At 73.8% G+C, this 12,248-nt stretch carries 11 protein-coding genes; 4 read left to right on the top strand and 7 right to left on the bottom strand.

Annotated elements, in window-relative coordinates; translation table 11 throughout:
* Nucleotides 1-53: 53 nt before the first annotated feature.
* From J2S58_RS08805 to J2S58_RS08790, 4 genes are read right to left on the bottom strand one after another with little or no spacing between them, the layout of a single operon-like run.
* Complete coding sequence (locus tag J2S58_RS08805) at nt 54-1,511, bottom strand: metallopeptidase TldD-related protein (RefSeq protein WP_205255703.1); 1,458 nt, start codon at nt 1,509-1,511, stop codon at nt 54-56.
* Nucleotides 1,508-3,037: a TldD/PmbA family protein gene (locus tag J2S58_RS08800; protein WP_205255704.1), complete on the bottom strand. Its 1,530-nt coding sequence runs from the start codon at nt 3,035-3,037 to the stop codon at nt 1,508-1,510. Before J2S58_RS08800 ends, J2S58_RS08805 begins: the two co-directional genes overlap by 4 nt.
* A 41-nt stretch (nt 3,038-3,078) precedes the next feature.
* Complete coding sequence (locus tag J2S58_RS08795) at nt 3,079-3,765, bottom strand: zf-HC2 domain-containing protein (RefSeq protein WP_205255705.1); 687 nt, start codon at nt 3,763-3,765, stop codon at nt 3,079-3,081.
* On the bottom strand, nt 3,762-4,325 hold the full coding sequence (locus tag J2S58_RS08790; protein ID WP_205255706.1) for a sigma-70 family RNA polymerase sigma factor: 564 nt from the start codon (nt 4,323-4,325) through the stop codon (nt 3,762-3,764). The genes J2S58_RS08795 and J2S58_RS08790 overlap by 4 nt, the downstream gene beginning before the upstream one ends.
* A gap of 392 nt (nt 4,326-4,717) precedes the next feature.
* Between J2S58_RS08790 and J2S58_RS08785 the strand changes: the two genes are divergently transcribed.
* Nucleotides 4,718-5,629, top strand: a complete 912-nt coding sequence (locus J2S58_RS08785; RefSeq protein WP_205255707.1) for a DUF4394 domain-containing protein — start codon at nt 4,718-4,720, stop codon at nt 5,627-5,629.
* A gap of 176 nt (nt 5,630-5,805) precedes the next feature.
* Here the strand turns inward: J2S58_RS08785 and J2S58_RS08780 are convergent, their stop codons facing one another.
* The 3 genes from J2S58_RS08780 to moaA form a co-directional block, all read right to left on the bottom strand.
* On the bottom strand, nt 5,806-6,987 hold the full coding sequence (locus J2S58_RS08780) for a hypothetical protein (protein ID WP_205255708.1): 1,182 nt from the start codon (nt 6,985-6,987) through the stop codon (nt 5,806-5,808).
* Nucleotides 6,988-7,188: 201 nt separating this feature from the next.
* Nucleotides 7,189-7,494, bottom strand: coding sequence for a MoaD/ThiS family protein (locus tag J2S58_RS08775; protein WP_306827709.1), 306 nt, complete (start codon nt 7,492-7,494; stop codon nt 7,189-7,191).
* The gene (gene moaA / locus J2S58_RS08770) at nt 7,487-8,560 is read right to left on the bottom strand and encodes a GTP 3',8-cyclase MoaA (protein ID WP_205255709.1); all 1,074 of its coding nucleotides are present in this window, start codon (nt 8,558-8,560) and stop codon (nt 7,487-7,489) included. The genes J2S58_RS08775 and moaA overlap by 8 nt, the downstream gene beginning before the upstream one ends.
* 113 nt (nt 8,561-8,673) lie before the next feature.
* On the opposite strand from moaA, the gene J2S58_RS08765 reads away from it, so the two are divergent.
* Genes J2S58_RS08765 through J2S58_RS08755 form a run of 3 tightly spaced genes read left to right on the top strand, consistent with a single transcriptional unit; the run spans nt 8,674 to nt 11,917 of the window.
* A complete protein-coding gene (locus J2S58_RS08765; RefSeq protein WP_205255710.1) occupies nt 8,674-9,600 on the top strand; it encodes an AAA family ATPase in 927 nt (308 codons plus the stop codon).
* 57 nt (nt 9,601-9,657) lie between these two features.
* Nucleotides 9,658-10,788 carry a vWA domain-containing protein gene (locus tag J2S58_RS08760; protein WP_344470058.1) on the top strand — a complete coding sequence of 377 codons (1,131 nt, stop codon included), beginning with the start codon at nt 9,658-9,660 and terminating at the stop codon, nt 10,786-10,788.
* Nucleotides 10,781-11,917, top strand: a complete 1,137-nt coding sequence (locus tag J2S58_RS08755; RefSeq protein WP_205255712.1) for an XdhC family protein — start codon at nt 10,781-10,783, stop codon at nt 11,915-11,917. The genes J2S58_RS08760 and J2S58_RS08755 overlap by 8 nt, the downstream gene beginning before the upstream one ends.
* The last annotated feature ends 331 nt before the right edge of the window (nt 11,918-12,248 follow it).

Here is a 12,248-nt window from a genome sequence, read left to right as displayed (position 1 = left end):
GGGGGACCGGGCGGTTCTGCGTTCCGGGCGTGCTGGTCCTGAGGCCGTCGTGGCTACTTCGCCTGGGAGACCGACGACATGACGAAGTCGTGCACGACCATCGGCGGCATGGCGGTGCGGGTGAACCAGTCGCTCCACTCCCGGGACAGGGTGGGCTGGGTGGCGCCGACGTCCCCGGCCCGGCGCAGCACGTCCAGCGGTGACATGTTGAACCGGAAGTTGTTGCAGGCCCCGACGATCTCGCCGCCCTCGACGAGGAACACCCCGTCCCGGGTGACGCCGGTGGTGAGCATGCTCTGCGGGTCGACCTCGCGCAGGTACCACTGCGAGGTGAGCAGCAGACCGCGCTCCAGCCCGGCGATCAGGTCGGCCGTGGTGCGCCGCTGGTCGCCGCCGATCAGGGTCAGGTTGTCGGTCACCGGGGTGAACGGTTCGTCGTACCGCTGCGCGGAGGCGCGGGTGTGGGCCAGCGACCCGACGGCGCCGCCCTGCACCAGGGTGGTCCGGCCGACCGGGGCGCCGTTGTCGAAGACCGACAGATCCTCCGACGACTCGGCCGCGACCACGAACGGTGCCGTCTCGATACCGTCGGCCAGCGGGTCGGTGTAGAGCGACAGGGCCTGATCGGTGAGGCGTTCACCGGCGCGGGTGCCGCCGCCCGGCGCGGAGAACGGTGACCGGCCCTCGTGCGCGGCGCGGGCACCGGCCCGCCAGACCAGCGGGATCATGAAGTCGGCCACGGCGGTGGGCGGCAGCAGGGTGTCGTACCGGCCGGCGGGCAGCTCGATCTGCCGGGTGCTCCAGCCGAGCCGCTCGGACAGGTTGTCGGCCATCGCGGACACGTCCACGCCCACGAAATCCGCGGTGGACAACGCGCTCCAGGACGAGCGGGCCAGGTCGGCCGACTTGGCATTCAGCTCGACGGTGCCCGTCGGCTGCACCCACCGGCGCCGCAGCCCGGTGGACGTCCCCAGGTAGGTGGTGGCCTGCTCGTGCCGGGCGAAGCCGTACAGGATCTCGTCCCGGCTCCGCGCGGCGCCGAACGCGGCACCGAGAGTGGGCAGCAGGTCCCGGTAGACCGCGAACGAGGTCTGCGCGGGGGCGGTGGCGAACGCCGCGTCGTCCGTGCCCGTGCTGTCGTCGCCGGTGCCGACCAGCGGCTGCAGATCCTGCGCCGGGCCGGCCTGCGCGGCGGCCCGGGCGGCGTCCTCGGCCTGCCGGACGGTCTCCGCCACCTGTTCGCGGCTCCCGGCTGCGGAGGCCGAGGCGGCCACGGTGCCGGCGGCACCGCCCTGCACGGCGATCACCCACCAGGTCAGCGTGTCCGAGACGCCGTTGGTGGTGACGGTGTTGTTGGCCCATCGCACGTTCGCCCGGCTGGTGGGCTGCACGATGACGATGCAGCCGTCGGTGCGGGAGGCGGCCAGCGCGATCTCGACGATGTCCTGCGGGGCGAGCAGCCCGGGCGTGGCCGGGCCGGCGGGGGGCAGGGCGCCGGAGGCGGGTGTCATCGGCCCTCCTGTTCGGTGTTGAGGATGGACACGGCGCGGAACCGTGCGCTGGGGGTGCCGTGCGAGACGGGCGCGGTCTGACCGGGCTGGCCCTTGCCGCAGGTGAAGACGCCGGCCAGGAGATACGTCGAGGGCCCGCCCACGGCGTCCATCGCCCCCCAGAAGTCGGTGGTGGTGGCCTGGTAGGCGACGTCGCGCACCTGACCGGCCAGCTCGCCGTTCCGGATCCGGTAGAAACGCTGCCCGGTGAACTGGAAGTTGTAGCGCTGCATGTCGATGGACCACGACTTGTCGCCCACCACGTAGATGCCGTCGTCGACGCCGGCGATGAGATCCGCGGTGCTGCCACCGGCGGGGTCGGGTTGCAGGCTGACGTTGGCCATGCGCTGCAACGGGATCGACGACGGGGAGTCGGCGAACGCGCAGCCGTTCGACCGGTCCAGGCCGAGCCGGCGGGCGAAGACCCGGTCGAGCTGGTACCCGGTGAGCACGCCGTCGGTGATCAGGTCCCACCGCTGCCCGGCGACCCCGTCGTCGTCGAAACCGACGGTGGCCAGGCCGTGGTCGACGGTGCGGTCACCGGTGACGGTCATCAGCGGGGAGCCGTACCGGAGGGTCCCGAGCTGGTCGGGGGTGGCGAACGAGGTGCCGGCGTAGGCGGCCTCGTAGCCGATGGCCCGGTCGTACTCGGTGGCGTGCCCGATGGACTCGTGGATGGTCAGCCAGAGATTGGTGGGATCGACGACCAGGTCGTAGCGGCCGGCGGTGATCGACGGCGCCTTCACCTTCTCGGCCAGATGCACCGGCAGGGAAGCGATCTCGGCGTCGAAGTCCCAGCCGTCGACGAGGTACTCCCAGCCGCGCCCGGCCGGCGGGGCCAGCGTGCTCATGTCCTCGAAGGCGCCGGTGGCCACGTCGACGGTGACGGCGGTCAGCGCGGGCTCGATGCGGACGCGCTGCTGGGTGGTGGTCGTCCCGGCGGTGTCGGCGTAGAAGGTGTTCTCCTTCACGTGGGACACCGCGACGGCGGTGTGCGCGACCCCGTCGGCGGCGAGCAGGCGTTCGGAGCGGTCCAGCAGCAGGGCGATGCGGTCCTGCACGGGGACGTCGAACGGGTCGACCTCGTACCGGCTCACCCACACCTGGTCGGCGTGCACCGGCTCGTCGGCCCGCTCCACCCGCTCGCCGGCGACCCCGTGCAGGGCGCGGGCGACCTCGACGGCCCGGCGCGCGGTGGCCGCCGCGGCCTCCGGGGTCGGTACCACCGCGGCGGCGAAACCCCACGTGCCATCGACGAGAACCCTGACGGCATAACCGGTCTCGACTCCATCGGTGGACGACTCGAGTGCGGTGTCGCGGATCGACAGCGAACCGGACCGCAGTCGCTGGGCGCGGAGGTCGGCGTGGCTGGCGCCGAGTTCCAGCGCGGTGGTCAACGCGGCGTCGGCCAGCGCAGCGAGCGGCAGGGCCAGGAACTCCGGGTCGAGGGGCTGCTCGCCGGAACCCGGCGCTCTGGTGGTGGGCACGGGGACAACCCTAGGCGGAAAGGATCGCCTCCGGACCCGGCTCAGGCCACGACCGCGTCCATCACCACCACTCCCGCCGCGTCGGTGATCTGCACCTCGGCCGTGTCGTCCAGCGGCAGCGCCCCGTTCATGCTGCAGGTCAGGGTGGCCGTGCCGGTGCCGAGGAACGTCCCGCCGGGGACGGTCCCGCCGTCCTCGCGGACGAAGGTGACGGTGTACGCGCCGCCGGCGGCCAGGCCGCTGGCCTGGAGCTTGAGCTCGGTGCCCCAGGTGTGCCGGACGAGGCCCGCGTCGGCCTGCACCCCGGAGGCCACGTCCTGCAGCTGGAGGGCGATGACCGGGGGTGCCGCGGGAACGACGGGGCGCACGTTGACGCCGAGCACGAACACGCCGACCAGGGCCGCCGCGATCAGCGCGCCGCCACCGGCCCGCCGGACCCAGCGGCTGCGGTTGCGCTCCCGGGTGGCGGTGCGCACCGAGGCCAGGATGTTCTCCCCGAGCTCCGGCGGGGGAGCGGCCGGAGCGTGGACGCGGTCCGCGTCCAGGCCGGCCAGGGCCGCGACGACCGGGGCGATCTCGTCGAGCTCGGCGCGGCAGTCCGCGCAGCCGTCGAGGTGCGCCTGCACAGCGGTCCGTTCGCGGTCGTCGAGCCGGCCCAGCGCGAAGGCGCCGAGCATCTCGCGGAGCGCGCGGTGGTCCGCGGAGTCCGCGGTGCTCGCCGTGTTCACAACGTCACCCCCATCTCGTCCATGGCGACCCGAAGGGCCTTGAGGGCGTAGAACGCCCGGCTGCGCATCGTTCCCGTCGGTACTCCGCTCTCCGCGGCGACCTCGTCGTACGGCCGACCGCGCAGGTGTGTCTGCACGATGACATGCCGGTGTTCGGCGCTGATACGGCCGAGCGCCTCCTCGACGAGCCATCGGTTCACCACGGCGTCCGTGTCGTCCGGGGTGGGGTCCAGGGCGGCCACGATGTCCTCGTCGCCGCCGCCGGGGACGTGCGCGAAGGAGGCGGCGGACCGGCGGCGGGCCAGGTCGATGACGACGTTGCGGACGATGGCGAACAACCAGACCCGCAGGCTGGCCAGCTCGGGATCGAACCGGTCGGCGGCCCGCCAGGCACGCAGGAAGGTCTCCTGGACGGCGTCCTGGGCCAGGCCCGGATCGCCGAGCGCCCGGAGCGCGAAGCGGTACAGCTCGGCCCCGTGGGCGGTGTAGGCCGCCTGGACCGCGGCCTCGTCCCTGAGCCCGGGGGGCCGCGCGCTCCGCAGTCGTGTCAGTGCCGGCATGGACGTCCCACCTCCCTCGGGGGTGCATACGCAGCCCCGGTGGGTCGCGTTCAGCGATTCCCGGATCGGGCCCGGGGGCCTGCCCGTGGCGTGCTGATCCCGGCGTGGGGAGACGGGCCACGACCCTCGGTCGGGTCGGGCTCGCCGGTGATCCGGCGCCGGGTCGACCACGGACGGGTCGGAGTCGGAACCCGGTGGGCGCACGGGGCCAAGCCGGGCGGTGTCGGGTGGCCGGCCGGGCAGCGTCGGCGGGTCCGTCCGCCCCCGTCCGTCGAACGTTTTCCGCCACGGCTGAACACGGGCAGTGGCGGCTGCGTATGGACCGTCACCGCCGCTCGGCGGACGCGCTCGGGCCCAACCGGTCGGGGCGTGACCTCACGAAAGGACGCGTCATGCGCAAGCGCACCCTGGGAACCACCACCGCGGCCGTCGCGGTGTTCGTCGCCGTGGGCCTGGCCCTGCCGGCGGGAGCCGCTGCCTCGGCGCGGACCGCCGTGGCGCCGGCGGTGTCCGTCGATCTCGGCGTCGCATCGGTGTCGGCCGGGAAGACCGGCGGGATCACCGCGGTCGGCCTGACCAACGGCGGCAAGGCGCTGGTGACCTTCGCGGTGAGGAACCCCGGCGCGGCCTCGGCGCCGATCGTCATCACCGGGCTCGGTGGCGACGACTTCCTCATCGGCATCGATCACCGCGTGCAGAACGGCAAGCTCTACGGCGTCGGCAACAACGGCGGCATCTACCTGCTGTCCGATCGGGCGATCGCCGGCCGGATCGGGCAGATCCAGGTGCCGTTGTCCGGCAAGGCGTTCGGCGTGGACTTCAACCCGGCGGCGAACGCGCTGCGGGTCATCAGCGACACGGGCCAGAACCTGCGCCACCCGTTCGCCTCGGGTGACGCGCCCGGTGGCGCCACCGTCGTGGACACCCCGCTGACCAACCTGGCCGCCCCGGCGTCCGGCGTCAGCGCGGCGGCGTACACGAACAACGACCTGAACCCGGACACCGCCACCACCCTGTTCGATCTCGACACCGTCGCCGACCAGGTCGTCCTGCAGTCCCCGGCGAACGCCGGGACCCTGGTGGCGACCGGAAAGCTGGGCGTGGCCGCGGATCTCGATGCCGGGATGGACATCCTGTCCACCCTCAGCGGCGATCGCACGGTGAAGAACACCGCGTACGCCACCATCGGCACCAACGGGAAGTACAAGCTGTACGAAGTCGACGTCCTCTCCGGGGTGGCCTCCTCGCTGGGTTCCTTCCCGCGGGCCGTCACCGACATCGCCCTGCCCCTCAACCAGCGCTGACCCGTCCCGGGCGGCCCCCTCGTCAGGAGCTTGACGGGCCCGGCGCTGCGGGGTCGCCGGGCCCGTCGGGAGCTGTCGGGGCCGGGTCGTCCCGAGGTCTCGCACAGACGCCTGTGGCCGCGCCCGCTGGAGCGGAACGCGGCCACAGGCGGCGGCGGCGGCGTCGGTGCGACGGGTCAGCGAGGCCCGGGCACCGTGACCGGGAGCTTGACGCCGGACTGCTGCGCCGAGAGGGCGGTGAAGTAGGTCAACGCCGCCGTGGTGACCAGCACGAAGAACACCCCGAAACCGGGCCCGGCGTCGTCGCTCTCGCGCAGCAGGGTGTGCAGCAGGACGAACAGCATCAGCACGAACGAGGCCGCCGCCCCGTAGAGGGGCCACAGCGGCTTGACCTGGTCCCGGGTGACGATCTTGGCCACCTGCAGGGCGTAGACCACTCCGACGGCCACGGCCAGGAGCACGGGGATCCACCACCACGAGGTCCAGGCGTTGAATCCGACGCGGAAGTAGTAATAGGTGTCGACCGACCAGAAGCGGAAGAAGCTCCCGATGAAGGTCAGGCCGGCCGCTCCCAGCACGCCCCACCCGGCGACACTGACGTTCTTCGGATCGAACGACGGGCCCGTGCGGGGCGGCGTGTACTGACCGGGCGGCGGCGGGTAGCCGCTCTGCCCCGGGAATCCACCCTGGGCGGGGGGCTGCCCGGGCTGACTGCCCTGACCTGTGTACGGCTGACCCGCGGAGGGCTGGCCTCCGTACGGCTGGCCGGCATAGGGCTGGCCCGCGTACGGCTGACCCGGGTACGACTGGCCGGCGAAGGGCTGGCCCGGGTTCGGCTGACCCGGGTAGGGCTGGCCGGGCCCGGCCTGACCGGGGGGAGTGTTCCCCGCGCCCGGCGGCGGGTAGCCACCCTGCTGGCCGGGGTATCCGACGGGTGTGCCGCCGGGCCCGTAACCGGCGGGCCCGGGCGGGGGATACCCGCCCTGCACCGGACTGCCCGTGGGGGCGTACCCGGGCGGGGCGTAACCGGGCGGGGCGTATCCGGGCGGGGTCTGACCCGACGGCGGGTAGCTGGGCGGCGGACCGTATCCCGGCGGGGGTGGCGGGTAGCCGGCGCCACCGACCGGGGGACCGGCGACGGGCGGCGGGGGGTAGCCGCCGGTCGGCGGGGAGTAGCCACCGGTCGGCGGGGCGCCGGCCGGTCCGGTCCCGCTCGGGGCAGCGTCCTGCTGGACCGGGACACCGGTGGGGGGTGTCGGATCCCCCTGCGGCAAGGGGGCCCCGCTGTCCTCGTGACGGGCGGGGTCGGGACCGGCCGGGTCGTCCGGTTCGGGCTCTCCGGGGTGGGGATGGGACACGGCTGGCTCCTTCTCGCGAACGATCACCATGCGTATCCGCAGGTGGAGGGGTCTGACCCTGAGGGAACCGTAATCCGACCCGCGGGGTGCCCGACAGGTCGACACGCGACGGGACGGGGTGGGCGACGGGAGGACGGCCGGCGGGCGGAGCTCGACCGGCGGACCCGTTCTCACCCGGCGGCGGGACGGGCGGAGGGTGCGTCAGCCGCCGGCGAACGGCGGCAGGACGTCGAGGACGGCGCCGTCGGTCAGGACGGTGTCCCGCCCGTGGACCGCGATCTCGTCGACCAGGAAGCTGCACCGCTGCAGGACGGTGGCCAGCATCGCGCCGTGCCGCCGTTCCGCCTCGGTCAGGGCGAGCCGCACCGTGGCCGGGTCCGGGAGGGTCAGTCGTTCCTCCGTCACCCCCGCCGCTGCCCGGGCGGCCGCGAAGTACCGCACCAGGACCTCGACGGGACGATCCGTCGGGACCGCCGCCGAGCCGGCGCCGATCACCGGGTCATCCACCGATGGCGCTCATCGGCCGGTCGGGCTGCAGGAAGGACGGGTCGTCGATGCCGTGGCCGGCCAACTTCCCCCACATCACGGTGCGCCAGACCTCGGCGATCTCCTCGTCGTCGGCCCCACCGCGCAGCAGTGCCCGCAGGTCGGTCTCGGAGCGGGAGAACAGGCAGGTCCGGATCTGGCCGTCGGCCGTCAACCGGGTCCGGTCGCAGTCACCGCAGAAGGGGCGGGTGACCGAGGCGATGATGCCGACCGTCCCGGATCCGCCGTCCACCTCGAACAGCTCGGCCGGCGCGCCTTCCCGGGCCCCGGGGTGCGGGGTCAGGGTGAACCGCTCCGACAGCCGTTCCTGGATCTCGTCGGCGGTGACCATCCGGTCCCGGCTCCACGAATGGCCGGCGTCCAGCGGCATCTGCTCGATGAACCGCAGGTGGAAGCCGTTGCGCAGGCTGAACTCCAGCAGATCGGCGGCCTCGTGGTCGTTGACGCCCCGCATCAGCACGGTGTTGATCTTCACCGGGGTGAGCCCGGCGGCGTCCGCGGCGGCCAGGGCGTCCAGCACGTCGGTCAGCCGGGGGCGGCGGGTGAGCTGGAGGAACACCGCGGGGTCCAGGGAGTCCAGGGAGATGTTCACCCGGTCGAGACCGGCGTCCCGGAAGGCCTGCGCCCGGCGGGCCAGTCCGATGCCGTTGGTCGTCAGCGACATCTCCGGGCGGGGGTCCAGCCGCCCGACCTCGGCCACCAGATCCACGATCCCCTTGCGCAGCAGCGGTTCTCCGCCGGTGAAGCGCACCTCCTGGACGCCGAGGCGTTCGACGGCGATGGCGATGAGCCGGACCAGTTCGGCATCGGTCAGCACCTGGGCCGCAGGCATCCAGTCCATGCCCTCGGCGGGCATGCAGTAGGTGCAGCGCAGGTTGCACTTGTCGGTCAGCGACACCCGCAGATCGCGCGCACGGCGGCCGTGGGAGTCGATGAGGAACGGCGAGGACGGACGGTCGGGCGATGCGGTGGGCACGCCCGGCGCCGCGATCCGCGGCCGGGGAAGGCCCAACCCGATGGTGGTCACTCCGCCCAGGGTAGTCGTGCGGAGTGCGGGTGCCGTCGGGCGGCGATCGCCGCCGGCGGTCGTCCTGCGTCCGGCACCCTCCGTGCGACGACACCACGACCTACTGTGTGCCGATGTCCGCAGCTGCACCCGACGACCCGTTCGGCAGCCCCGCTGCGCTGTCCGCCGCGCTGACCGGGGCTGGGTACCTGTCCGATCCGGGGCTCTCGACCGTGGCCTACCTCGCGCAGGCCCTCTCCCGGCCGTTGTTCCTGGAGGGCGAGGCCGGGGTGGGCAAGACGGCCCTGGCCCTCGCGCTCGCCGAGCTCCGCGGCGTCGAGGTCATCCGGCTGCAGTGCTACGAGGGCATCGACGCCAGCCAGGCCCTCTACGACTGGGACTTCCCCCGGCAGATCCTCCACCTGCGCGCGGTGGAGGCGGTGGCCGCGACCACCGCCGGCACCCGGGACGGGAGCGCCGGTCGCCTGGCCGAGATCGAGGCCGATCTGTACGGCGAACGGTTCCTGATCGCCCGGCCCATCCTGACCGCGCTGCGCACCCCACGGGCGGTGCTGCTCATCGACGAGATAGACCGCGCCGACGACGAGTTCGAGGCGTTCCTCCTCGAGGTCCTCTCGGAGTTCGCCGTCACCATTCCCGAACTCGGCCGCATCCGGGCCGTCGAACCGCCGCTCGTGGTGCTGACCTCCAACCGCACGCGGGAGGTGCACGACGCGCTGAAGCGCCGGTGCCTCTACCACTGGGTCGAGCACCCCTCCCTGGACCGGGAGGTGGAGATCCTCCGGCTGCGGCTGCCGCAGATCACCGAGGCACTCGCCACCGGGGTGGCCACCGCCGTCGGACGGCTGCGAGAGGCCGAGCTGATCAAGCCGCCCGGTGTCGCCGAGTCGCTGGACTGGGCCCGTGCGCTGCACGCGCTGGGCTGCGACCGGCTCGACCCCGAATCGGCCGCCGTCACCCTCGGCGCCGTCCTGAAGTACCGGGAGGACACCGAACGGGTCACCGCCGCCGGGGTCGCGGCCCTCTTCCCGGTGGCCTGACGTGGGGACGTGGTGAGCGCAGGTCCGGCGGGGGACAGCGGGTCGAGCGCGGCCGCGGTGGGACCGCTCGCGCCGGTCGTGCGCGACGGCGCCGCGATCCTCATCGGCTTCACCCGGGCCCTGACCGCGGCCGGCCTCGTGATCGGTCCGGCCCGTTCGGCCACCTTCCTCGCCGCCACCGCGGCTCTGCACGTCGACGACCCGACCGACGTCTACTGGGCCGGGCGTGCCTGCCTGACCGCGGGCCCGGACGACATCCCCGTCTACGACGCGGCCTTCGCCGCGTACTTCGGTGGGCGGCGACCGCGACGGCCACCCGGGGCGCCGCCGCCGGTCACCGTGCTGCGGTCCGTGCTGCCCGAGTCGCAGCCGCCCGCCGGCGGCCCCGATCAGGACGACGACGAGGAGCCCCCGATCCGCGCCGAGGCGTCCGGCGCGGACATCCTGCGGCACCGGGACCTGGCCCTGCTGTCGGCCGCCGAGCGGGCCGAGCTGGCCCGGATGCTGGCCCTGCTGCGGCCGGGCCTGCCCTGGCGGACCTCCCGCCGCCGCCGGCCCGCCCGCCGCGGAGCCGTCGACCCCCGCGGCACGGTGCGCCGGGTGATGGCCGCCGGCGGTGAACCGCAGCGCCCCGCCCGGCAGCGCCGTCGGGTCCGCCCCCGCCGCATCGTGCTGCTCGTCGACATCAGTGGATCCATGACCGCCTACGCCGACTCGCTGCTGCGCTTCGCGCACGTGCTCGCCCGACGGCGGCCGGCCGATGTCGAGGTGTTCACCATGGGCACCCGGCTCACCAGGGTCACCCGCGCCCTCGCGTCCCGCGACCCCGACCGGGCGCTCGCGGCCGCGGCCCAGGCCATCCCCGACTACTCCGGGGGCACCCGGCTCGGCGAGGTGCTGCGCGCGTTCGTCGACCGCTGGGGACGACGCGGCACCGCCCGCGGGGCCGTGGTCGTCGTCTTCTCCGACGGATGGGAACGAGGCGCGCCCGACCTGCTCGCCGAGCAGGCCGCCCGGCTCCGGCGGCTGGCCCACACGCTGGTCTGGGTCAACCCGCACAAGGGGAAGGACGGCTACCGGCCCCTGCAGGGTGGCATCGTGGCGGTGCTGCCGTCCGTCGACCACTTCCTGGCCGGCCATTCGCTGGCGACCCTGCAGGACCTGGTGGAGGTGATGCGCGATGCGTGACGTGATGGCGGATCTGCTCCGGTGGTGGCGGGCCGGCGAGGCGGTCGGGGTGGGCACGGTGACCGGGACCTTCCGGTCCGCGCCGCGACCGGCCGGCGCGTCCATGCTGGTGGGACCGGACGGCACGGCCGTCGGATCGGTGTCCGGCGGGTGCGTCGAGGGCGCCGTGTACGAGCTGGCCAGCGGCATCCGGGACGGTGCCGAACCCCGGCTGCAGCGGTACGGGGTGTCCGACGACGACGCGTTCAGCGTCGGGCTGACCTGTGGCGGGATCATCGACGTGTTCGCCGAGCGCATCGCCCCCGACTCGTTCCCGGAGTTCGGCGAGCTGGCCGCGGCCGTCGACGCCGGTGATCCCGTCGCGCTGGCCACCGTCGTGGCCGGTCGTCCCGGTCAGGTCGGAAGGCATCTCCTCGTGTGGGACGACCGGACCAGCGGCGGCCTGGGGGCCGACCGCATCGACGACGCCGTCCGCGACGACGTGCGCGGGCTGCTCGCCCACGGCAGCACCGCGACCCTGACCTACGGCCTGGACGGGCAGCGGCGGGGCGAGGGCCTGCAGATCTTCGTGGCCTCGTTCGCGCCCGCACCCCGGATGCTCGTCTTCGGGGCGATCGACTTCGCCGCCGCCGTGGCGCGGATGGGCACTTTCCTGGGGTACCGGGTCACCGTCTGCGACGCCCGTCCGGTCTTCGCGACCAGCCGCCGGTTCCCCGAGGCGGACGAGGTCATCGTCGACTGGCCCCACCGCTACCTCCGCGCCCAGATCGACGCCGGCGCCCTGGACGTGCGCACGGTGATCTGCGTGCTCACCCACGATCCGAAGTTCGACGTCCCCGTGCTCGTCGAGGCCCTCGCCGCGGACGTCGCCTACGTGGGGGCCATGGGGTCGCGCAGCACGCACACCGACCGGCTCGACCGGCTCCGCGAGGCGGGGATCACCCCCGAGCAGCTCGACCGGCTGTCCTCGCCCATCGGGCTCGACCTCGGTGCGCGGACCCCGGAGGAGACCGCGGTGTCCATCGCCGCGGAGATCATCGCCCAGCGCTGGCGGGGCGGTGGGCGGCCGCTCTCGGCCACGACGGGCGCGATCCACCGGGAGCCGATCGCCGAACAGATCGGCCGATAGGGCGCTGCCGGGCTCGGGCCGGGGGGCGGATCCCCGCGTGTCGGATCCTGCCCTCGGGGCCGGGGGGCTCAGCTTCCGGGACGGAACCGTTCGGGCACCGGGTCGGCAGCGTCGACATCTCCGCGGAGTTCTTCCCCCACGTCACGGCGGACGCGGCGGACGGGTTCGGTCTTCCCGTTGATCGAAGGTCCGGCCGTTCCGCCGGGCCGATGATCACGCCGGTTGCGGAATGTCCGATCCGGGGGCATCGTCGTGACCACGGTCACGTGACGCCCGGTGCTCCCGGGTGTCGTCGGCGGCCCTTCCGGCTTCCACTCGAAGGAGAGTGTCG

Origin of the sequence: Nakamurella flavida, assembly GCF_030811475.1 — a bacterium.
GTDB classification, from domain to species: Bacteria; Actinomycetota; Actinomycetes; order Mycobacteriales; family Nakamurellaceae; genus Nakamurella; species Nakamurella flavida.
The sequence above is the reverse complement of the archived record's forward strand: the minus strand, read 5'-3'. Positions and strand labels throughout refer to the sequence as shown.